At 65.1% G+C, this 20,846-nt stretch carries 18 protein-coding genes, 1 tRNA gene and 1 pseudogene; 13 read left to right on the top strand and 7 right to left on the bottom strand.

Going from position 1 to position 20,846, the window contains the following annotated elements:
* The first annotated feature begins 115 nt into the window (after nt 1-115).
* The 4 genes from pheS to APZ15_RS11240 all read left to right on the top strand — a co-directional run bounded on the left by pheS (nt 116) and on the right by APZ15_RS11240 (nt 4,590).
* Nucleotides 116-1,129 (top strand): phenylalanine--tRNA ligase subunit alpha, encoded by a 1,014-nt coding sequence (gene pheS / locus APZ15_RS11225; RefSeq protein ID WP_021162419.1) that lies wholly within the window; start codon nt 116-118, stop codon nt 1,127-1,129.
* Between the two features lie 96 nt (nt 1,130-1,225).
* Nucleotides 1,226-3,655, top strand: a complete 2,430-nt coding sequence (pheT, locus tag APZ15_RS11230; protein WP_027787703.1) for a phenylalanine--tRNA ligase subunit beta — start codon at nt 1,226-1,228, stop codon at nt 3,653-3,655.
* A gap of 72 nt (nt 3,656-3,727) precedes the next feature.
* Nucleotides 3,728-4,114 (top strand): integration host factor subunit alpha, encoded by a 387-nt coding sequence (locus tag APZ15_RS11235; protein WP_006486093.1) that lies wholly within the window; start codon nt 3,728-3,730, stop codon nt 4,112-4,114.
* Between the two features lie 62 nt (nt 4,115-4,176).
* Nucleotides 4,177-4,590 (top strand): MerR family transcriptional regulator, encoded by a 414-nt coding sequence (locus APZ15_RS11240; protein WP_027787702.1) that lies wholly within the window; start codon nt 4,177-4,179, stop codon nt 4,588-4,590.
* Nucleotides 4,591-4,653: 63 nt separating this feature from the next.
* On the opposite strand, the gene APZ15_RS11245 is transcribed toward APZ15_RS11240, so the two are convergent.
* The gene (locus APZ15_RS11245; protein WP_027787701.1) at nt 4,654-6,864 is read right to left on the bottom strand and encodes a hypothetical protein; all 2,211 of its coding nucleotides are present in this window, start codon (nt 6,862-6,864) and stop codon (nt 4,654-4,656) included.
* 345 nt (nt 6,865-7,209) lie between these two features.
* Nucleotides 7,210-8,088 (bottom strand): tyrosine-protein phosphatase, encoded by an 879-nt coding sequence (locus APZ15_RS11250; RefSeq protein ID WP_027787700.1) that lies wholly within the window; start codon nt 8,086-8,088, stop codon nt 7,210-7,212.
* Between the two features lie 336 nt (nt 8,089-8,424).
* On the opposite strand from APZ15_RS11250, the gene APZ15_RS11260 reads away from it, so the two are divergent.
* The 4 genes from APZ15_RS11260 (at nt 8,425) to APZ15_RS11275 (ending at nt 11,541) form a co-directional block, all read left to right on the top strand.
* Nucleotides 8,425-9,138: a class I SAM-dependent methyltransferase gene (locus APZ15_RS11260; RefSeq protein ID WP_027787698.1), complete on the top strand. Its 714-nt coding sequence runs from the start codon at nt 8,425-8,427 to the stop codon at nt 9,136-9,138.
* A 161-nt stretch (nt 9,139-9,299) separates the two neighbouring features.
* Nucleotides 9,300-9,376 (top strand) — tRNA-Pro (locus tag APZ15_RS11265).
* A 140-nt stretch (nt 9,377-9,516) separates the two neighbouring features.
* Nucleotides 9,517-10,725 carry an outer membrane protein assembly factor BamC gene (gene bamC / locus APZ15_RS11270; protein WP_027787697.1) on the top strand — a complete coding sequence of 403 codons (1,209 nt, stop codon included), beginning with the start codon at nt 9,517-9,519 and terminating at the stop codon, nt 10,723-10,725.
* A gap of 525 nt (nt 10,726-11,250) precedes the next feature.
* The gene (locus APZ15_RS11275; RefSeq protein WP_027787696.1) at nt 11,251-11,541 is read left to right on the top strand and encodes a putative quinol monooxygenase; all 291 of its coding nucleotides are present in this window, start codon (nt 11,251-11,253) and stop codon (nt 11,539-11,541) included.
* Between the two features lie 40 nt (nt 11,542-11,581).
* Here the strand turns inward: APZ15_RS11275 and APZ15_RS11280 are convergent, their stop codons facing one another.
* From APZ15_RS11280 to APZ15_RS11290, 3 genes are all read right to left on the bottom strand, one after another.
* Nucleotides 11,582-11,839 carry a hypothetical protein gene (locus APZ15_RS11280; RefSeq protein WP_021162409.1) on the bottom strand — a complete coding sequence of 86 codons (258 nt, stop codon included), beginning with the start codon at nt 11,837-11,839 and terminating at the stop codon, nt 11,582-11,584.
* A gap of 135 nt (nt 11,840-11,974) precedes the next feature.
* Complete coding sequence (locus tag APZ15_RS11285) at nt 11,975-12,253, bottom strand: hypothetical protein (protein ID WP_011351789.1); 279 nt, start codon at nt 12,251-12,253, stop codon at nt 11,975-11,977.
* A 224-nt stretch (nt 12,254-12,477) separates the two neighbouring features.
* Nucleotides 12,478-13,194, bottom strand: coding sequence for a YdcF family protein (locus APZ15_RS11290; protein ID WP_027787695.1), 717 nt, complete (start codon nt 13,192-13,194; stop codon nt 12,478-12,480).
* A gap of 157 nt (nt 13,195-13,351) precedes the next feature.
* Here APZ15_RS11290 and APZ15_RS11295 point away from each other — a divergent pair, with 157 nt between their 5' ends.
* Complete coding sequence (locus APZ15_RS11295) at nt 13,352-13,669, top strand: hypothetical protein (RefSeq protein WP_027787694.1); 318 nt, start codon at nt 13,352-13,354, stop codon at nt 13,667-13,669.
* A gap of 193 nt (nt 13,670-13,862) precedes the next feature.
* On the opposite strand, the gene APZ15_RS42115 is transcribed toward APZ15_RS11295, so the two are convergent.
* A complete protein-coding gene (locus APZ15_RS42115) occupies nt 13,863-14,114 on the bottom strand; it encodes a hypothetical protein (RefSeq protein ID WP_027787693.1) in 252 nt (83 codons plus the stop codon).
* A gap of 197 nt (nt 14,115-14,311) precedes the next feature.
* Nucleotides 14,312-14,707 (bottom strand): annotated as a pseudogene (locus tag APZ15_RS11300) (transposase); the annotation flags it as partial.
* A 430-nt stretch (nt 14,708-15,137) separates the two neighbouring features.
* Between APZ15_RS11300 and APZ15_RS11305 the strand changes: the two are divergent.
* The 4 genes from APZ15_RS11305 (at nt 15,138) to rluB (ending at nt 20,448) form a co-directional block, all read left to right on the top strand.
* A complete protein-coding gene (locus tag APZ15_RS11305; RefSeq protein WP_027787692.1) occupies nt 15,138-16,040 on the top strand; it encodes a LysR family transcriptional regulator in 903 nt (300 codons plus the stop codon).
* Between the two features lie 74 nt (nt 16,041-16,114).
* Nucleotides 16,115-17,317 (top strand): pyridoxal phosphate-dependent aminotransferase, encoded by a 1,203-nt coding sequence (locus APZ15_RS11310; protein WP_027787691.1) that lies wholly within the window; start codon nt 16,115-16,117, stop codon nt 17,315-17,317.
* 272 nt (nt 17,318-17,589) lie between these two features.
* Nucleotides 17,590-18,621 (top strand): SMC-Scp complex subunit ScpB, encoded by a 1,032-nt coding sequence (gene scpB / locus APZ15_RS11315; RefSeq protein ID WP_027787690.1) that lies wholly within the window; start codon nt 17,590-17,592, stop codon nt 18,619-18,621.
* Nucleotides 18,622-18,681: 60 nt separating this feature from the next.
* A complete protein-coding gene (gene rluB, locus APZ15_RS11320) occupies nt 18,682-20,448 on the top strand; it encodes a 23S rRNA pseudouridine(2605) synthase RluB (protein ID WP_027787689.1) in 1,767 nt (588 codons plus the stop codon).
* Nucleotides 20,449-20,846: the final 398 nt, after the last annotated feature.

The following is a 20,846-nucleotide window of genomic DNA, read 5'->3' on the forward strand; positions in this document are numbered from 1 at the left end:
GATGCTCCGGTAGTTTCGGCCGCTGCAGCGAAAACGGGGCTCTTCCGAGCCCCTTTTTTGTTTGGTGTGCGATTTCGCTCGCCAAGACCGAATGACGTTGGAAATGATGGGATCTATGGATCTGGACCAGATTGTCGCCGACGCGCAGCAGTCCTTCGAACAGGCTGCCGACATCACCACGCTCGAAAACGAGAAAGCACGATTTCTCGGCAAGTCGGGTGCGCTGACCGAGTTGCTGAAGGGCCTCGGCAAGCTCGATCCCGAAGCACGCAAGACCGAAGGCGCACGCATCAACGTCGCGAAGCAGCAGGTTGAAGCCGCGCTGACCGCACGCCGTCAGGCACTGGCCGACGCGCTGCTGAACCAGCGCCTCGCCGCCGAGTCGATCGACGTGACGTTGCCGGGCCGCGGCGCCGGTGCGGGCAGCCTGCACCCCGTGATGCGCACGTGGGAGCGTGTCGAACAGATTTTCGGCTCGATCGGCTTCGATGTGGCAGACGGCCCCGAAATCGAGACCGACTGGTACAACTTCACATCGCTGAACAGCCCGGAGAACCATCCGGCGCGTTCGATGCAGGACACCTTCTACGTCGAAGGCAAGGATGCCGACGGCCGCCAGCTGCTGCTGCGCACGCACACGAGCCCGATGCAGGTGCGTTACGCGCGCATGAACCGTCCGCCGATCAAGGTGATCGCGCCGGGCCGCACGTATCGCGTCGACAGCGATGCGACCCACTCGCCGATGTTCAATCAGGTCGAGGGGCTGTGGATCGACGAAAACATCAGCTTCGCCGATCTCAAGGGCGTCTATACCGACTTCCTGAAAAAATTCTTCGAGCGCGACGACATCCTCGTGCGCTTCCGTCCGTCGTATTTCCCGTTCACGGAACCGTCGGCCGAGATCGACATGATGTTCGAGCAAGGCAAGAACGCCGGCAAGTGGCTCGAGATTTCCGGTTCGGGGCAGGTGCATCCGACCGTGATTCGCAACATGGGCCTCGATCCCGAGCGCTACATCGGCTTCGCGTTCGGCAGCGGCCTCGAGCGCCTGACGATGCTGCGCTACGGCGTCCAGGATCTCCGGCTGTTCTTCGAGAACGACCTGCGTTTCCTGCGCCAGTTCGCGTAACGCCGCGCGCCGCGCCGACCTGTGCCCGTGCACACCCCGACGGACGATCCGACGGGGCCCGGGCGTCGATCTAACCTGTTTCGAACGTAGACATCCATGCAATTCCCTGAATCCTGGTTGAGAACCTTTGTCGACCCGCAGCTGACGACCGACGAACTGTCGCACGCGCTGACGATGGCGGGGCTCGAAGTCGAATCGCTGAGCAAGGCTGCGCCGCCGACGTCGAAGATCGTCGTCGGCCGCGTGCTCGAAGTCGTCAAGCATCCGGATGCGGACAAGCTCAATGTCTGCCAGGTCGATGCCGGCACCGGCGCGACGCTGAATATCGTCTGCGGCGCACCGAACGTCGCGCCCGGCATCAAGGTGCCGGTCGCGCTGGTCGGCGCGGAGCTGCCGCCGGCGGAAGAGGGTGGCAAGCCGTTCGCGATCAAGCTGTCGAAGCTGCGCGGCGTGGAGAGCCAGGGGATGCTGTGCTCGGCACGTGAACTGAAGCTGTCCGAGGATCACAGCGGCCTGCTGGTGCTGCCGGAAGATACACCGGTCGGCCAGGACATCCGCGAGACGCTCAATCTCGACGACACGATCTTCGAAATCAAGCTGACGCCGAACAAGGCCGACTGCCTGTCCGTGTTCGGCATTGCGCGCGAGACGGCCGCGATCACCGGTGCGCCGCTGACGCCGGTCGATATCCGCCCGGTGCGCGTCGAACTCGACGAAACGCTGCCGGTGCGCATTGCCGCCCCCGATCTGTGCGGTCGCTTCTCGGGTCGCGTGATCCGCGGCGTGAACGCGCGTGCGAAGACCCCGCGGTGGATGATCGAGCGCCTCGAGCGCTCCGGCCAGCGCAGCGTGTCGGCGCTCGTCGACATCTCGAACTACGTGATGTTCGAGCTCGGCCGCCCGTCGCACGTGTTCGATCTCGACAAGATCCACGGTGGCATCGAGGTGCGCTGGGGCAAGCGCGGCGAATCGCTGAAGCTGCTCAACGGCAACACGGTCGAACTCGACGAAACGGTCGGCGTCATTTCGGATGACCGCCAGGTCGAAAGCCTGGCCGGCATCATGGGCGGCGACAGCACGGCCGTCACGCTCGACACGACCAACATCTACCTGGAAGCCGCGTTCTGGTGGCCGGACAGCATCCGCGGCCGCGCGCGCAAGTACAACTTCTCGACCGATGCGGCTCATCGCTTCGAGCGCGGCGTCGATTACGCGACGACCGTCGAGCACGTCGAGCGCATCACGCAGCTGATCCTCGAGATCTGCGGCGGCAAGGCCGGCCCGGTCGACGATCAGTCCGTGAACCTGCCGCAGCGCGCGCCGGTGAAGATGCGCGTGTCGCGCGCGAACCGCATCATCGGCGTGCAGATCGGCGCCGACGAGATCGCCAGCATCTTCACGCGCCTCGGCCTGCCGTTCGAGCGTGAAGACGACGCGTTCCTCGTCACGCCGCCGTCGCATCGCTTCGACATCGAGATCGAGGAAGACCTGATCGAGGAGGTCGCGCGGATCTACGGCTTCGAGAAGATCCCGGCGCGTCCGCCGGTCGCGACGAGCGAAATGCGCGCGACCAACGAGACGCGGCGTTCGATCCACGATGTCCGTCACGCGCTCGCCGCGCGCGACTACGCGGAAACCGTCAACTTCAGCTTCGTCGATGCGGAGTGGGAGCAGGATTTCGCGGGCAACGACCAGCCGATCCGCCTGCTGAACCCGATCGCGAGCCAGCTCTCGGTGATGCGCACGACGCTGTTCGGCAGCCTGATTTCCGTGCTGCGCCACAACCTGAACCGCCGTGCAGATCGCGTGCGCGTGTTCGAGGCTGGCCGTGTGTTCCTCGCCGATGCGTCGGCGAAGGCCGGCGAGCTGACGGTCGAGGGCTACGTGCAGCCGAAGCGCGTCGGTGCGCTTGCCTATGGCCCGGTGCTCGACGAGCAGTGGGGCGTGGCGACCCGTGCGGTCGATTTCTTCGACGTGAAGGGCGATCTCGAGGCGCTGCTCGCGCCGGCAGCCGCACGCGTCGTGAAGGCGGAGCATCCGGCCCTCCATCCGGGGCGCAGCGCGCGAATCGAAGTTGACGGCCGTGCGGTTGGCTGGATCGGCGAGTTGCACCCGCGCCTGATGCAGAAGTACGAGCTGCCGCACGCTCCGGTGATGTTCGAAATCGACGCGGACGCGCTGATTGCGCGTGCGTTGCCCACGCCGACCGAGGTGTCGAAATTCCCGCCGGTTCGTCGCGATATCGCCGTTGTCGTCGATCAGGCGGTCGAGGTTCAGGCACTTTTCGACGAAATGAAGAAGGCGCTTGCCGAAGAGGCCTGCCGATTCGTTCAGAAGGTTGTACTCTTCGACGAATTTCGTGCAAAATCAAATACTTCCGGTGGCCTTGCCGCGCACGAGAAGAGCCTTGCCTTCCGCGTGACGCTGCAGGACGCGGCTGGCACGCTACAGGACGAGGTCGTCGATCAGGCGATCCAGGCGCTGGTCGAGCGGATGGCTCGCGCCGGTGCGCGCCTGCGCGGCTAAGGAGGAGGTCCGCCCGCTCGCGGGCGGCCTTTTCCGATCGTAAGTTTTGATTTAACGCGCTGTATGGCAGATATGAACGACATGACCTCGAGTGAATTCGAAGCCCTCCTGACGGCGCAACGCAGCGCCATGAACCGCGATGCTTCGGCGCCGGCGTCCACCGAGACGCCCACGCTGACGAAAGCGGAGCTGGCGGAGTTGCTGTTCGACAGCGTCGGGCTGAACAAGCGTGAAGCGAAGGACATGGTCGAGGCGTTTTTCGAGGTGATTCGCGACGCGCTCGAAAACGGCGAAAGCGTCAAGCTGTCGGGGTTCGGTAATTTCCAGCTGCGCGACAAGCCGCAGCGTCCGGGCCGCAATCCGAAGACGGGCGAGGCGATTCCGATCGCCGCCCGCCGGGTGGTAACCTTCCACGCGAGCCAGAAGCTGAAGGCGCTGGTCGAAAACGGCGCGGAGTAAGCCCCCGCGCGCTGACGTCCCCGCGCGGCCGCCGCGCACCCTTTACCGACGGTTAACCGACGATGACCACTACGGTTGAGAAAGTCGTCTTGCCTCCGATTCCCGCGAAGCGCTACTTCACGATCGGTGAAGTCAGCGAGCTGTGCGGGGTCAAGCCGCATGTGCTGCGTTATTGGGAACAGGAATTTACTCAACTGCGGCCGGTGAAGCGGCGTGGCAATCGTCGGTATTACCAGCACCATGAAGTGCTGCTGATCCGGCGGATTCGCGAGTTGTTGTACGAGCAGGGATTCACGATCAACGGCGCGCGCAACCGGCTCGATTCGCCGGGCGGCGAGCGGGCCGCGCCGGCGCCCGTCGAGCCGGAGGCCCAGGCCGCCGATGCGCGCACACCGGGCAAGCCGGGCGCAACCGTCGACGTAATTGCATTGCGGCAGGCGCTGCTCGACGTGATCGATGGACTGAAGCACGACTGAGTAAATGAAAAGCCCGGTTGGCGACGCGCCACCGGGCTTTTTGCTGCGCGTCGCGCATGCACATCAACGCGATGCGAGCGGATTCTTTTGGCCCATGTCGACGACCAGCGTGCCGTCCGGCAGCATCCGCACGGAACCTTGCGCGACCTGGCTGCGGTAGCCGTACAGGTCGAAACGCATCGGGCCGGCCTCGGCCGAATTCCTGATCAGCGCGCGCACGTTCAGTTCGAGCACGTTGAACATCTTCATGTCGCCGCCTTCCATCCACATGTAGCTCGGCGCATCGATCTGCGGCCGTTGCGGCGCAGGCGAGCCCGCCAGACGCCTGAACGTGAGGCGCAGCCCGTCGCGCTCGACCGTTGCCTGGCCGAGCTTGCCGTTCAGCACGGGGGGCGGGAACACGGTGTACTGGTCGAGCACGAGCGTGTCGCCGCGCAGTTCCGCGCCGCGACGCTGCAACGGCGTCAGCGAAGCGAGCTCGATGCCGAGCGAACGCAGCAGCTTCGCCTGCGGAATCCCGAGCACCGACACCTGGGATGGCTTGAACGCGAGATGCCGGTCGTCGAGCACGGACAGCGAGCCCTTCATGTCGGTCGGCAGCCAGACGCCGGGCACATGGTTCCACAGCTTGATGCCGCCCTGGACACGCAGGTTCGTGCCGTCCGCGCTCAGCTGCAGGTCATTGAGCGAGCGCGGCGAGTAGTCGAGCAGATAGTCGTTGAAGAGCGCGGACATCGCCTTCCACGACTCGACGACCGTGCCGCCGAGAATCCGGATGTCGTACTGGTTCGGGTCGTCGAGATCGACGGGTTCGCCGGGCCGCTTCGATACGAGTTCCACGTCGAGATCCTCGACGTGAAAGCCGATATCCCCGGACAGGTTGAAATCGACGTTGCGCAGATGGATCGTCGGGTTGCGGTTCGACACGTGCCGCTCGTTGAACGGCGTGGTCGATGTGCGCCGCATGGCGACCTTCTGCATGCCGGGGTGCGTGGCGTTCGCCGCGAGTGCGTAGGCTTCCCAGTGCTGGCGTATGTCACGCAGCGCAGTCTGCTGCGCGGCGAGGAAGCTGTCGTTCAGGCGCGCGGCCGCGTTGCCGAGCAGCGCGCCGCTGGCCGGGCCCGTGTACGAAGGCATCCGGATCGCCATCGCACCGCTTTCGTCGAAATTGAAGTAACCGGCCGACACCTGGTCGCGATAGTGATACAGGTCGAACACGAAAGTCTGGTCGCGCTTCGCCGGGTCGACCGGGCCGATCAGGATGTCCGCGTTCATCGGCATCGAGCGCATGAACTTCACGTCGCCGCCTCGAATGTACATGGCTTGCTGGGGCGCATTCGCAGGCATCGCGAAGCCGGCGTGCGTGCCGTCGTCGAGCTTCAGGTCGAGGCCGGCCGGTGTCACGCGCACCGCGGTGATCGTGAGTTTCAGGCGCGGCGGCGGCATCAGCTTGTCGACCGACATCACGAGATCGTCGCCGGCGAGTTGCGCGATCGGCGTCTGGACTTTCAGCAAGTCGGCCATTTTCACGTTGGCCGCGCGCATCACCGGCTGCGCGTTGATGCCCGAAACGCGCACCCCCGTCGGATGGAACACGAGCTGGCTGCCGTCGCGGATCGCGAGCGTGCCGGTCAGCGAGAACGGCACCCAGCCGTCGCGCTGCATCTCGCCTTGGAGGTGAATCACGCCGTCGCCGGCCGACACGGCGAGCTTGCGCAGCGGCGCGTTGCGGTAGCCGAAGATGTAGGTGTTGAAGAGCGCGGTCAGCTTCGCGTTGTCGAGCGTGACCGTGCCTTCATGCACGTCGATCTCGAAACTCGTCGGATCGTCGAACACGATCGGCGCGCCGGCCTGCGTCGGCACCAGCGTGGCGGACAACTGATGGATGAAGAAGCCGAGGTTGTTGACGATACGGAAATCGACGTCGCGCAGGAACGTCATCGCGCCGTTCTGGCCCGAGTCGCGCAGCGTGAACTGGCGCGGTTGCGTCAGGCTGATCGATGCGAGCGACGGCACGGTACGTGCAAGCTGCTGCTCGCGGGCGAGCCGCTCGGCCTTGGTGCGTTCGATCTTCGTCGACGCGACCGACGTGTTGCCGTCACGCTGCGCCGACGATTCCGCGCAACCGGTACAAAGCAGCGCAAGCGCCAGCATGCCGCAGCCGAACACGCGGGATGTTCCGGGCGAGATAGGCCGGGCCGCGCGTTGCGGGCCGGAAATCCAGTCGAAAATTGCCAAAGGCGAGCGATGGCCGCGCCGGACCGCATTCCGCATCGTCTGTCTCCATGTCTTGTCGTGATCGACGGCGGTGCGCGCCACTACACGGCGCGAGCGTCGATGCCGTGCAGTGTGGCATAGCACGCTAGAGCGGCGTTACCAAACAACGGGCGCCCGGGCAGAGTGGGCCAGCGTGCTGCGGGACAATGGATTCGGGGTGGTCGGGCGCGCGGATCAAACGGTCGTTTGGTTCTCACGGCCCGCCTCAGGCGGCTTTCGTTGCGACCGGGAAAACCCGCCCAGGCCTTGGCTGGTAAGGGTTCCGCCGGATACGAGGTGCAGCTGCCGCTGCGATCGAAGCGCAGATTCGATCCGGCCCCGTCGAAGCGGCCCGCAGGTGGATCAGACCAGCGTGTGCTGCCGGATGGCGTTCAGCGTTGCCTGGTCGAGTTGCAGGCCGTTCGCGATATACGACGCCATCGAGCCGTACGACGCGGTGACCTGATCGAATGCCGCCTGCAGATAGTCAGCGTGCGCGCCCTGCAGCGCGGTCATCATGTCTGCCGCATTTTGCCCGCCGGCTTTTTGTGCCTGGGCGATCGAGGCGGAGATTTCCGACGCGCTGTAGGCGTTGGTCAACAGGTAGTCGGCGAGTATCGTCTGCCCGGAGATGCCGAGGATCGTGTGCAGAATGGCGGTGGCCCAGCCGGTGCGGTCCTTGCCGGCCGTGCAGTGGAACACCAGGTTTTCGCCGGAGGCAGCGAAGCCGGTGAAGAGTGCACGATAGCTGGCATGCGCGGAGTCCGACGTGACGAACGCACGATACATGCTCAGCATGAACGCTGTCGCGGTGGCGCCGGTCGTCGGGATCGGGGTGATGCTGGCGACTCCGAGCACGTTGAGGTTTTGCCATGCGGCACCGGCCAGCGGCGCATCCGGTTGCGTCTTGATCTCGGCGGGCGTACGCAGGTCGCAGACCTGCCTGATGTCGAGCGTGCCGACGGTGGCGATGTCGGCGGCGGACAACGCGAGCGCGGATGACCGATAGATCACGCCTTTCTTCATCTTCGCGCCGCTCGTCGTTACATAGCCGGTTCCGTCCGGCCCGGCCGTGTCGCGAAAATTCGATGCGGAACCCAGCCGCGGCGTCGCGACCGGCGCGACCGAAATCGAGTCGCCCCCGCATGCCGACAGAAATGACGCGCTCCCGAGCGCCGCACCTATCGTGCCGGCACCCAGCCGGAGAAAATGCCGACGGGAAATTTCGTTTTTCTGATGCATTCAATGTCCTTTGTCGAAGAAGGTTGCAAGCGGTCGCGACCGCGGTGGTGACCGCCGCCGCCTCGTGTCTCGCACGCGACGCGGCAAAGCCGGGGCGGGCCGGATCGATCGGCATGCAGTCGGACGGATCGCCCGCGCGCATCGGTCTCGCACCGGGTAAGCGCACGGTAGCGATTTGCGGCGAACCGGCCATCGTCCTTTTCGATTAGGGCGGAATACGGGATACCGATAGCGGATGTGCGTCGTCGACGGGTAGGATCGGTGGCAGCGGCGAGGTAAGATCGGCAACAGTGGCTGTATCGACCAAAGCACAAGTAGCCATCACGGGGAAGCGTCATGGATCTCAAGGAAGTCGACGTACTGGGTGCGGGCGTGGGCGATCACTGGTACTACGCGTCGAAGGCGAGTGCGATCCGCCGGTTCCTGGGTGCATCGGGTGCGAACCGGATACTCGATGTCGGTGCAGGCTCCGGCTTCTTCTCGAAGCACTTGCTCGAGCGTACGCAGGCGTCGGAGGCATGGTGTGTCGATACGAGCTACGCCGACGATACCGACGCGGAGGCGGCCGGCAAGCCCATCCACTTTCGGCGCTCCGTCGAACGATTCGATGCCGATCTTGTGTTGCTGATGGACGTGCTCGAGCATGTCGACGACGACGTCGGTTTACTCGCACGTTATGTGGCGGGCGCGCCTTCCGGAAGCCGGTTCCTGATCACGGTTCCCGCGTTCCAGTTCCTCTGGAGCGGCCATGACGATTTTCTCGAGCACAAGCGCCGATATACGCTCGGCAGTCTCGAGGACGTGGTGCGCCGCGCGGGGCTCGACGTCGAGCACGGCGCCTATTATTTCGGCCTTACGTTTCCGCTTGCGGCAGCGCTGCGGCTGGGGGAGCGGGCGCGTCGGCATCCGCGCGAGCCGGCGTCGCAATTGCGCCGTCACCATCCGTTCGTCAACGGCTTGCTCAAGACGATCTGCCGGATCGAGTTGCCGATGTTTCGCTTCAACCGCGTCGCCGGCCTGACGGTCATCTGTATCGCGCGCAAGCTTTGAATGCGATGCGCGGGGGCCGTGCGGCCGGTGCGAAGGTCGCCATGTCATGCGCGTCGTTGGCTGCATCGGAGGCGTTACGTCAAAAAATTTCGCAAGAACATTCACAAAATGCATGTGACCCGTTCTAAATCGGAAAACTGTCTGTTATAATTTTTTTCTTTCGGGGCGTAGCGCAGCCTGGTAGCGTACCTGCATGGGGTGCAGGTGGTCGGAGGTTCAAATCCTCTCGCCCCGACCAGACAAGAACCCGCGTCAGCTTGGGCTGACGCGGGTTTTTTCTTGCCGGTCGCTTTTTTGCACATCGCGGCGCGGCCCCGGTAAAATGCAAGGTTGATCCACGGAAAGCGCCGTGATTTAGCGGAAGAGGATTCCCCGAACATGACTGATCTTCGTCTTACCATGCGGTTCGCTGCAGTGCTCGCCACCGGCGCGCTCGTCGCCGGTTGCGGTACGTCGTCGCCCACGAAAGTGGACTACAAGAGCGATTCGAAATCGAAGGAAGCGTCGCTCGCAGTGCCGCCCAACATGCTCGACGAGACGGCCGATCAGCGTTCGCTGCCGCCCCAGGGCGGCGCGACTTCCCTGTCCGCGCTTCAGCAGGTCCAGCAGGCGGCGCCTGCGCTGGACACCGTTGCTCCGGCCGTGGCCGGCATGCATATCCAGCGCGACGGCACCGAGAGCTGGCTCGTGATCGACGGCAAGCAGCCGGCCGACGTCTGGACGCAGGTCCGCCGCTTCTGGCAGGAGCAGGGTTTCCTGCTCGTCGTCGACCAGCGCGACAAGGGCGTGATGGAAACCGACTGGAACGAAACCCATCCGCAGATCAACGACGGCCTGATCCGCAGCGTGATCTCGAAGGCGATGGGCAACTCGTACGTGACGGCCGAGCGCAACAAGTATCGTACGCGTCTCGATGCGGCGCCGAATGGCGGCACCTACGTGTTCATCAGCCAGAAGGGGATGCGCGAAGCGATCACGGGCGCGAACAACGATTCGAGCAAGTGGGAACCGAAGCCGAACGATCCGGCGCTCGAGACCGAATACCTGAAGCGGTTGATGGCCGTGCTCGCACAGAACGAGCAGCGCGCGAAGAACGGCGAGCCGCCGATCGCGAACATCAAGGACAACACGATTCCGAAGGACAAGAAGGCGGACACCGACGCGTCGTCGAAGGCGGCTGCCGCGATTGCCGCGCAAAACGTCTCCCGCACGTCGGCGCAAGGCAACGATGCGGCCGACGCGGCCGTGCCGTCGGAAGTCACGCTTGGCGAGCCGTACGACCGGTCGTGGTTGCACGTCGGTCTCGCGCTCGATCGTGCGAACTTCACGGTCGATGATCGCGATCGCACGAAGGGCCTGTATTTCGTGCGTTATGTCGATCCGAAGGATCTGACTTCGGCCGAGCAGGGCTTCTGGAGCCAGCTGTTCCACGGCAAGAAGGAAAAGCAGGCGAAGCAGTACCGTGTCAACGTGAAGGCGCTCACGGCCGACCAGACGCGCGTGGCGGTCGTTGACGATTCGGGTGTGATCGACACATCGTCGCCGGCTCGCCAGATCATGGGGTTGCTCGTGAATCAGCTCCGCTGATTTCCGCGGTTTCTCCGCACCAATGAAAAAGCCCGCCACATGGCGGGCTTTTTCATTGCCGCTCGCCGGCACACACATGAGAGAGGTGTTCGGTCCCTTCTCGTGACGTTACGTAACATCCGCGCGTTACGGCGGCAGAACATGTGCCGTATTGTCGGCTGCAAAAATTTTGTCCTTATAAATCAATGAGGTGGTTCGCATGTTATGGCTGGCACGCAACCTGCTTTATATGTTGGAATCGTTGAAACAGGGAGGATGGCGTCAGATACCGGGGGTGCGCCGCGAGCGCGCGATCAACGGTATCGACGTCTTCGAATGCCGATGCGACAAGTGTCGGCGCAACTGATGATGATCCGCGCCAGCGTGCGGATCCCGATGGCCCCGTCGCCTATCCTCGTAGGGCGACGGTTTCGCCCGCGCTTCTCTGAAGCGCGGGCTATTTTTTTGGCCGTCGTGCGGGGCCGTGCCGGCGCAGCCGATACACGATTCGCGTATTCTCGGACTTTTCGAGATGAGGGGGGCGGAATGGCGGAAATTGCAGTCGTGGCGCTGATCGTGGCGAAGCCGGGCGCCGAGGAGAAGTTGCGCGTCCAGCTCGAAGGGATCGTCGAGCCGACCCGCAACGAAGCAGGCGCGCTGCAGTACGACCTGCATCGGGATCTGAAGGAGCCCGCGCGGTTCGTATTCGTCGAGCGTTGGGAAAGCGAGGAGGCGCTTGCTGCCCATGCGCGTTCCGCGCACATTCTTGCTTATCGCGAAGCGGCCGCGGACTGGATCGAGCGTTCCGAAATCCGCGTGCTGTCGAAGCTCGTCTGAGCCGGGTGGGGCGACCGGACGTGTCCGGTCGCGGGGTGCGTCAGTGCGACGTGTTGGGGACGTCGAGGATCAGGATGATCGTCCAGTCGGCGTCGCCGTCGTGATGATACTGGCGCTCGGCGACGATGAACGGTTGCTGTTTGCCTTGCGGGCCGAGGAAGAGCACGTCGCCCTCCATCGGCAGGCACTCGATCGGCGGCAGCGCGAGGAATGCGTCGGCCGAGCCGCGGGGCATCAGTTGCTTGATCTGGCGAGTGGCGGCTTCGGTCCACTCGATGTCGAGTTGAATGTTGCTCATGCTGTCCTCCGCACCGGGGTGCGCACGGGTGGAAAAATTCGGTGCGCGACTTTAGCACAGCGCACGCGTGCCGCAATCAAAAAAGCCGAACCCGGTTGCCCGGATTCGGCTTTTTCTTGTGCGGTACCGCCGAACTTACTGGCTGGCAGCGTCTGCGGCCTTGGCAGCCTTCTTGCCGGCCTTCTTCGCGGCAGCCTTGTGGTGAGCAGCCTTCTTGCCGTGGTGATGCTCTTCCTGCATCGCCGGCTGTGCGGCTTCGGCCGCTTGCTGCTGCTGCAGCGCCTGTGCGCGCTGCTCGATCTCGGAGATCTTGGCCGGATCGGTAATCGTCTTGATTTCCGTGCTCTCTTGCGCATACGCTGCGCCAGTCAGCGCCGACATCGCTACCAGGATAGCCAGGGACGTCTTCTTCATTGCTTTACCTCCGCTAAGTGGTGATGAACCCGAGTGTTGCCGTTTTGTCTGGCGACTGCAATCGAGTGCGTGTCGAGTGTAACAAAAGTGACGGATCAATGTGCATCGGATCGTGGCGGGACGCAAGGCCCCGTTGAAGTCGCGCAACACTTCGCACACTTCGTCACGCGCCTGCCATCGTCGCCGCCGCATTCATTCCCACTCGGGTTTCCCGCAGCCGTCAGTCAGAACCACCCGAGCCATCGATAGACGTGGAACTGCGCGATGCCGACCAGTTCATGCAGCGCCTGTTCGGCGTTGGCTAGGTTGCGCCAGCGCGGCAGCCAGCCCGTTTGCGCGCGCCGGCGATTCGCATAAACGGGCTGCGGGTCGATCCCGAAGTGGCGGAAATCGAGCAATGCGCGGCGCATCTGATATGACGAAGTGACGAGAATGCGCGCGTCGTCATGCTGTGAGCGTAGTATAGGCGCAGTGAATTTCGCGTTTTCGTAGGTTGTGCGGCTATCTGGTTCCAGAACGAGGTCCGCGGGAGCAATGCCTTCCGCGACGAGCTGGCGTCCGTAGACGGCCGCTTCGGTTGCTCCGTGATGCTGCGGGTCGCCGCCCGACATCACCACGGTGCAGTGTGCGGCCTGCTGCCGGCACGCGTGGTAGAGCGCCGCGACCTTGTGGATGCGGGCGGCTCCGTCAGGCGGGGGCTGCAGCCCGGCGTCGGTGCGCCGTGTTCCGGCGCCGATGAGAATCAGTGTGGTCCGCCCATGCATGTCCGGGTGCTCGACAGGTACGACTCCCGCCTCGGTCCACGCGATCAGCGGCGCGGTGAGCCAGCCTGTCGCGAGCAGCCAGAACAGCGCAGCGGCGGCCATCGAGATGATTTGCCGCCGCTTGCGGCAGAGCATGAAACAGATGAAGAGAAGTACAAATGAATCGAACAGAATCAATTTGATTGGGGTATGGTGTCTTTTTATGGACGGCTGACGATCCAGCCCTGACGCGACGCCGAACGTCGGCCTCCAGAATCGGTGGCGGTATCGGTGGGTGGAGACCCCGCCCGGCGCGCCGCTTCGCATTGTCGCTGCACTTTAAGAAAGAATCGAGATGGCCACGTATTCCAACGAAGCGGTGCTCGACGCATTGAGACGAGTGCAGTACCGCCAGGTACCGTGGGCGCGCCGCCCGGGCGTGTTCGAGTATCTCCGTTCGCTTGGGCTGATGGACACGGTCAGGCAGAAAACCGTTGCCCCCGCGCCGGGCTTTCACGCACCGGTCGACATTGCCGTGCTGACCGAAAGCGGCCGAGCCGAGTTCTCGCGCCTCGAGCGCGACGAGAAATTACTTTCCTGGGCCGATCGCCGCATGGCCGACTACGCATTGAGCGAAGCGAGTGCCGTGGCGATTCTCGAAAGCCGCCTGTAGCGGCCGATCATTTCTCCGCACGCAACGCCGAGCGGCAGGCGATGCAAAAAAAAGCCCGTATCGCGAGGATACGGGCGTACCGGATACTTTTGCTGTTGCCACGCTGTGCTCATGGCAACGTTGTGACTCGCCGCATGCGGCGCAGTTCCCGGCAGCGGGCATTTTCTTTGGTGAAATCCTGAAATTGGCAGGACTACGGATGACGCGGTACGTCCGACGGCTGCGAGCCGATGCGCGCTCGCGCATTGCTGGCGATGTCGCCGCGCAGGTCGCCGCGCGGCACGGTCTGCCGGCCGGACGCGTTAGCGGAGGGTGGCTGGCGGAGCGTGTTCCGGTGATCCTGCTGGCGATGGGGCGGCTTCGCGCGATCGTCGGCGCGGGCTGGAGCGGACAACGCCAGGGAAATGACAATGCCGCATGCAACGAGCAGTGACATTGGTTTCATGGCGGGGCTCCCCTCAAGCCACGCGGCTTGTTGATATGTCGCTAAGGTAAGCGCGGGAGTGCAGGCTTGCTGTAAATATTGGTAAATAGATGTATCGCGCCACGACAACGGTAATCGACGGCACCGCAGGCGTCGCGAACAGATCGAGTTGCGGAAAGAAACCGGGCGGCCGAAGCCGCCCGATCGAGCATTCGTTACGCCATTTTGACGGGCGCGCGCCAGGATTCCGGATTGGTCCAGAAGGCGCCGCGCAGCCGGTCGCGGCTCGGCGGGGCGGGCGGCTTCGCAGCACTCGCGCCGATGCGCCCGCGCAGGGAGATCTGCCGGCCGCTCGTGCCGAGTCGCTTCACGATTTCGGCGAGCGTGCCGTCTGCCTGCCATTCGTCGAAGCGGCGGCGGCAAGTCGGCGGCGACGGATAGCGGCCTGGCAGCTTCGACCAGCCTTCGCCCGTCGACAGCACCCACAGCACGGCGTTCACCACCGAGCGGGCTTCCACGCGGGGGCGGCCGCGCCGCTCACTCCGTGCGGGTTCCGAGCAAAACAGACCTTCGACCAGCGCCCACTCGTTATCTCTCAAATCGTCGAACAGCATCATGTCCTCACCTCAGCGAAGCTAACTCCGGTGCGCTGCCCTGCGCCGCGCACTCTTCAAGCACTCGATCGTCGAGTGCCGGGTGGGGGCGTCCGGTTGGCCGGCAGCGGCGTTTCTGCTCTTCCGTCCGACGAAACCTGCGCCCTGTGCGCCAGGTGATGCACGAAGCGTGCCATGTCGGAGGTAATTCCCTCGAGAGCCGCTTGGCAGCGAGCTAACGGCTAAGTCAGCTAGGGGCGTATAAGACGCCAAAATAACCCGCCAGCAAATCGGGACAATCACCAATCTTGTGCAGTTCGCCCGCACCGCGTGCGTTCGCGTAGGTATTGCACCGCAGCGAAACATGGGGGCAGATGCCTGATTCGCACGTCGACGCCGGATTCGCGCATTAAAATCGTGCATCGATATCGACGATTGATGAGGTCAGGAAATGAACGTCACGCTGCGCCAGCTTCGCGTCTTCATCGAGGTAGCGCGGCTCAGTAGCTTCAGTCGCGCGGGCGACGAAATCGGGCTCACGCAGTCCGCGGTCAGCCGCTGCGTGCGCGAGCTCGAGGCCGAGCTCGGGTTGAAGCTGATCGACCGCACGACGCGCGACGTGCAGCTGACCGATGTCGGCGCGAACCTGATCGCGAGTGTGTCTCGTCTGCTCGACGATCTCGACGACACGCTGCGCGAGATTCGCGAAATCGGCGAGCAGCGCCGGGGTCGCGTGATCGTCGCGGCCAGCCCGACGATTGCATGCCGGCTGATGCCGCGCGTGGTTGCGTCGTGTGAGCGCCAGTTCCCGTTCGTGACGCTGGGCTTGCGCGACGACGTGCAGAGCGATGTGTTGCGCAAGGTGAAGTCGAGCGAGGTCGATTTCGGCGTCGTGATCGGGCCGCTCACGGTTGGCGATCTCGTCTGCGAACCGCTGATGACCGATTCGTTCTGCCTTGTCGCGCGCGCCGACCATCCGCTCGCGGCGCGCGCCGAGGTGCCCTGGACGGCGCTGGACGGCGAGCGCCTCGTGCTCCTCGATCATGCGTCGGGAAGCCGGCCGCTGATCGATGCCGCGCTGGCCACCCATCGTGTCAACGCGACGGTCATGCAGGAGCTCGGGCATTCGGCGACCGTGTTCGGCCTCGTCGAGGCCGGCGTCGGTGTGAGTGTGCAGCCGTGGCTCTCGCTGCCGCTGCCGGCCGGCTCGACGCTCGTTGCGCGGCCGCTCACGCCGCGCACCGAACGCACGGTCGAGCTGGTGCGCCGCCGCGACAGGTCGTTGTCGCCTGCCGCTCAGGCGATCTGGGAGCTTGTGCGGCAGATGCCGGCGAGGGCGGAGGACCTCGACTGACGCGCGCCGACGTGCGTCGGTCCGGCTTGGGGCCGGTACACTACGCGGATCGTGTTCCTCGACGGTGGTGCTCGATGGCGCATTCTGCTGGTTCTCTTTCGGTGTCCGGCGCGCTGGCGGCGCGCGATGTGGTGCACGCGTTGCGTCCGTCGCTGATCCGGGAAGTGGCAAACGCCGGCTTCGGCGTGCCGGACATGCTGCCGTTCTGGTTCGGCGAATCCGATCGCGTGACGCCGGACTTCATTCGCGACGCCGCGGCGGCGGCGCTGCGCGACGGCGAAACCTTCTACACGCACAACCTCGGTACCGCGCCGTTGCGCGACGCGATCGCGGCCTACGTCAGCGCCCGTCACGGTGCGACGGCGGCCGACACCGTGGCCGTGACGAGTTCGGGTGTGAGTGCGCTGATGCTGGCCGCGCAGCTGCTGGTCGGTCCGGGCGAGCGCGTCGTCGCGGTCACGCCACTGTGGCCGAATCTCGTCGAGATTCCGAAGATTCTTGGGGCGCGGGTCGAATGTGTGCCACTCGGCTATGGCGAGGCAGGCTGGCAGCTCGAGATCGGGCGGCTGCTTGCGGCGCTGACACCCGATACGCGGATGCTGCTGATCAACTCGCCGAACAATCCGACCGGCTGGACGATGTCGCGTGACGACCAGCGGGCCGTGCTCGCCCATTGCCGCCGCCACGGCATCTGGCTGGTTGCCGACGAGGTGTACGAGCGGCTCGCGTTCGGCGCGGACGGCGCGCCGTCGTTCCTCGACATCGCGTCGCGCGAAGAGCGGGTCGTTGTCGTGAATTCGTTTTCGAAAGCGTGGGCGATGACGGGCTGGCGCCTGGGATGGCTCATTGCGCCGGCAGCGGTGATGGGCGACCTGTCGAAGCTCGTCGAATACAACACGTCGTGCGCGCCGGGTTTCGTGCAGGCCGCGGGTGAGGTCGCACTGCGCGATGGCGAGCCGTTCGTGCGGTCGTTCGTCGCTGCGCTGCGTGACGCGCGCGATCACCTGGTTGCCGCGCTGCGCACGCTGCCGGGCGTCGAGGTGCCGCCGCCACCGGGCGCGATGTACTTGTTCCTGCGCCTGCCGGGCGCGGCCGACAGTCTGGCGTTCTGCAAGACGCTGGTGCGTGAAGCAGGGCTCGGCCTTGCGCCCGGGCGTGCATTCGGTCCGGAAGGCGAAGGGTTCGTGCGCTGGTGCTACGCATGCGATCCGGCACGACTCGACGCGGGCGTCGAGCGGTTGCGCAGCTTCCTCGCGCGCGGAGCGGCCACCCGCTGAAGCGGGGCCGGAGCGGATTCGGCGCGCTGGCGGCAGCCGGTTCGGCTCATCTTTACGCACCGGGCAATTTTGCGTAATATGGCGCTCAGTCACGCGGTTCCGTCGTTGAGCCGTGCTGTTCCGTCCGGTTTGGGCCTGACCTGAAGTTGGTTCGCCGCCCCCGGTTCGTGCTCCCATCAATATGACCGATCAGAATCGGGCGAGCGCGTCTTCCGTTCCTTTCGTCTGTTTGTTGATCCGGTTCGTTTGACCACAGGGTCTGGCCTAGCTGCATGAATACCCAAGAGGCGAAGATCGTCCTCGAGACTGCTTTGATCTGCGCGCAGGAACCGCTGAAGCTCGGCGATTTGCGCAAGCTCTTTGCCGACGGCGTGTCGGCTGACACGGTCCGCACGTTGCTCGAAGATCTGAAACAGGATTGGTCCGGCCGCGGCGTCGAACTGGTGGCGCTGGCGACCGGATGGCGCTTTCAGAGCAAGCCGGCGATGCGTCACTATCTGGATCGCCTGCATCCCGAGAAGCCGCCGAAATATTCGCGCGCGGTGCTCGAGACGCTCGCGATCATCGCGTACCGGCAACCCGTCACGCGTGGCGACATCGAAGAGATTCGCGGTGTCACGGTCAATACGCAGGTGGTCAAGCAACTCGAGGATCGCGGCTGGATCGAAGTGATCGGTCATCGTGACGTGCCGGGGCGCCCGGCGCTGTATGCGACGACCAAGCAGTTTCTCGACGACCTCGGCCTGAAGGCGCTCGATGATCTGCCGGCGCTCGAAGAGCCGGCCGCGAACATCGAGGCTGCGCTGCTGGCGCAGCAGGCGATGGATTTCGACGGAGACATGTCGATTGCCGACGACGCAGCGGGCGACGCGTCGCAGGCGGGCGAGGCATCCGCCGGCCAGCCGGCGGGATTGCCGGGCGATTCCGCGGCGGACGTCGTGCCGACGCAGGAAATCGCGAGCCGCGATACGCTCGAAGCTGATCGCGGGCAAGCGGAACAACTGGAACAGGCTGGCGCCGAAGTAGTGCCGGCCGGTGTGCAGCCCGAGCCGCTGCGCGCGGATTGGAGCGAGGAAGATCGCAAGCCGGCCGCCGAAGCGGTTGCCGGAGACGGAACGGAAGCGGCCAGCGACATGCCCGGCGAGGCTGGTCAGGCCGACGCCTCCCGTTCCCGTCCCGCGGACGGCGAGATGCTGGACGACACGTCCGACAGTCTCGCCGATGCCGTACGAAGCGCCAGTGCACCCATCGGTGTCGACGCGCTGCCGGACGACGAAGCAGAACCCGAACAGCGTCGCGCCTGAACGCGGCCAACTTCTTGCCGCGCCCGCGCCGGGCGCGAGACCTGACATTTTGAGGTTGTTTTGACAGATATCCACGATATTGAATCGTCCGCGCCTGCCGTGCAGGCAGCGCGTGCCGACGATGCACCGGAGCAGGGCGCTCCGGCCGAGGGTGGCGACGAACGTCCCCGCCGCGGTCTGCGGCGAGGCCCGCGCAGCCTGATCGCGCGACGTCGCGCGGCGGCCAAGTCGAAGGGCGCCGAAGGCGAGCCGCAGGGTGGCGAAGACGCTGACGCTCAGTCGGCCGAAGCCGCCGAAGCGCAGCAGCCGGCGCGTGCGCCGCGCAAGGAAGGCGCGGCCAAGGGCGGTCGCAAGCCGGCCGGCAAGCGCGAAAGCGCGGCCAAGGCCCAGGGCGGTCAGGGCGGCCAGGGCCGTCGCGGCGGCGCATCGAAGGCTGAAGGTGGTGCGGCGAAGACGGAAGGCGATGCGTCCCAGGACGAACTGTTCGCCTACGTGACGTCGCCGGCATTCGACGCCGACAATTCCGCGGGCGGTAGCGGCGTGCGTGCGCCGATGCTGCGTCGCGGCCGCAACCAGCCGGCGAACAAGCGCGTGCTGTCGCCGGACGACGACGCGCCGAAGCTGCACAAGGTGCTGGCGGAAGCGGGCATGGGCTCGCGCCGTGAGATGGAAGAGCTGATCGTCGCCGGTCGCGTGTCGGTGAACGGCGAGCCCGCACACATCGGCCAGCGCATCATGCCGACCGACCAGGTGCGGATCAACGGCAAGCCGGTCAAGCGCAAGCTGCCGAACAAGCCGCCGCGGGTGCTGCTGTACCACAAGCCGACGGGCGAGATCGTCAGTCACGCGGATCCGGAAGGCCGTCCGTCGGTGTTCGACCGACTGCCGCCGATGAAGACGGCGAAGTGGCTCGCTGTCGGCCGCCTCGACTTCAATACCGAAGGTCTGCTGATGCTGACGACTTCGGGCGACCTCGCAAACCGCTTCATGCATCCGCGCTACAGCGTCGAGCGCGAATACGCGGTGCGCGTCGTCGGCGAGCTGGCCGAAGGCATGCGTCAGAAGCTGCTGCATGGTGTCGAGCTCGATGACGGCCCGGCAAACTTCCTGCGCATCCGCGACGGCGGCGGCGAGGGTACGAACCACTGGTATCACGTCGCGCTGGCCGAAGGCCGCAACCGCGAAGTGCGCCGGATGTTCGAGGCGGTCGGCCTGATGGTGAGCCGCCTGATCCGTACGCGTCACGGTCCGATTCCGCTGCCGCGCGGTCTGAAGCGCGGCCGCTGGGAGGAGCTCGACGACACGCAGGTGCGCAAGCTGATGGCGACCGTCGGCCTGAAGGCGCCGTCCGAGGAGAAGGGCAAGCGCGGCGGTGCCGGCCAGGCCGAGCGTCGCCAGCCCGATCCGATGCAGACATCGATGGGCTTCATCAGCCGCGAGCCGGTGCTGACGGCTCACGGGCAGCTGGATCAGCCGCGTCGCGGCGGCGGTCGGCGCGGCGGGCCGGGTTTGCCGGGCCTGAGCGGCTACGGCAGCCTGCCGGTTGCGCCGTCGGGTTACGGCAATCGTGCCGGCGGCGGCCGCGATGGCAACCGCGCGGGCGGTGGTCGCGACGGCAATCGAGCGGGTGGCGGCCGCGATGTCGACGGCAACCGTGCGTCGTACGGCGCAGGCCCCAAGCGCGAAGGCGCGGGCGCCAAGCGCGGCGGCAGCAAGGGTGGCGGCAATCGCAATCCGAACGGTAATCGGGCTGACGGCGCCGGCAACGGCGGCGGTCCGCGCGGCGGCGGCCAGCGTCAGCAGCGCAGTCGTACGCGCAGCCGCTAAACACATATTGGCGCACGGCGGCGCAAAGCCGCCGGCGTGCCGGCCCGATCGGCATCCCGCCGATTTTGCCGGCACGGCGTATTGCGCCGATCGCTTTCGACTGTATATATATTGCGTGCCGCTGCGTCGCAGCCGGCATGACCGATCTCCGGCCTGGCAGGATGGTGCTGGCTGATCGGATAACCCGATTTCGCATTTTTGGGTCGGTAAAGGCGGGCGACACGCTGCTTTTACCGGCTGGCTTGGCGTTTGCGCCAAAAATCGCTATAATCGCGGAGTCGCTGGGCGTACGGATTCAATGTGCGGCTCAGGTGCGACCACCAGTAAGAAGATGGGCGTTCCGCCCATTTTTTTTTGCTGAAACGGTTAGGCATCTCGGGTAGCGCTTCCTGCGCCGG

The organism is Burkholderia cepacia ATCC 25416, from assembly GCF_001411495.1.
GTDB classification, from domain to species: Bacteria; Pseudomonadota; Gammaproteobacteria; order Burkholderiales; family Burkholderiaceae; genus Burkholderia; species Burkholderia cepacia.

Bases quoted from the DNA above. Each gene is read 5' to 3' on its own strand.
- pheS (WP_021162419.1), top strand. From the start codon at position 116: ATGGATCTGGACCAGATTGTCGCCGACGCGCAGCAGTCCTTCGAACAG.
- APZ15_RS11240 (WP_027787702.1), top strand. From the start codon at position 4,177: ATGACCACTACGGTTGAGAAAGTCGTCTTGCCTCCGATTCCCGCGAAG.
- APZ15_RS11305 (WP_027787692.1), top strand. From the start codon at position 15,138: ATGAACGTCACGCTGCGCCAGCTTCGCGTCTTCATCGAGGTAGCGCGG.
- APZ15_RS11295 (WP_027787694.1), top strand. From the start codon at position 13,352: ATGGCCACGTATTCCAACGAAGCGGTGCTCGACGCATTGAGACGAGTG.
- APZ15_RS11235 (WP_006486093.1), top strand. From the start codon at position 3,728: ATGAACGACATGACCTCGAGTGAATTCGAAGCCCTCCTGACGGCGCAA.
- pheT (WP_027787703.1), top strand. From the start codon at position 1,226: ATGCAATTCCCTGAATCCTGGTTGAGAACCTTTGTCGACCCGCAGCTG.
- bamC (WP_027787697.1), top strand. From the start codon at position 9,517: ATGACTGATCTTCGTCTTACCATGCGGTTCGCTGCAGTGCTCGCCACC.
- scpB (WP_027787690.1), top strand. From the start codon at position 17,590: ATGAATACCCAAGAGGCGAAGATCGTCCTCGAGACTGCTTTGATCTGC.
- APZ15_RS11250 (WP_027787700.1), bottom strand. From the start codon at position 8,088: ATGCATCAGAAAAACGAAATTTCCCGTCGGCATTTTCTCCGGCTGGGT.
- APZ15_RS11275 (WP_027787696.1), top strand. From the start codon at position 11,251: ATGGCGGAAATTGCAGTCGTGGCGCTGATCGTGGCGAAGCCGGGCGCC.
- APZ15_RS11280 (WP_021162409.1), bottom strand. From the start codon at position 11,839: ATGAGCAACATTCAACTCGACATCGAGTGGACCGAAGCCGCCACTCGC.
- APZ15_RS11285 (WP_011351789.1), bottom strand. From the start codon at position 12,253: ATGAAGAAGACGTCCCTGGCTATCCTGGTAGCGATGTCGGCGCTGACT.
- APZ15_RS11310 (WP_027787691.1), top strand. From the start codon at position 16,115: ATGGCGCATTCTGCTGGTTCTCTTTCGGTGTCCGGCGCGCTGGCGGCG.
- APZ15_RS11260 (WP_027787698.1), top strand. From the start codon at position 8,425: ATGGATCTCAAGGAAGTCGACGTACTGGGTGCGGGCGTGGGCGATCAC.
- APZ15_RS42115 (WP_027787693.1), bottom strand. From the start codon at position 14,114: ATGAAACCAATGTCACTGCTCGTTGCATGCGGCATTGTCATTTCCCTG.
- APZ15_RS11245 (WP_027787701.1), bottom strand. From the start codon at position 6,864: ATGCGGAATGCGGTCCGGCGCGGCCATCGCTCGCCTTTGGCAATTTTC.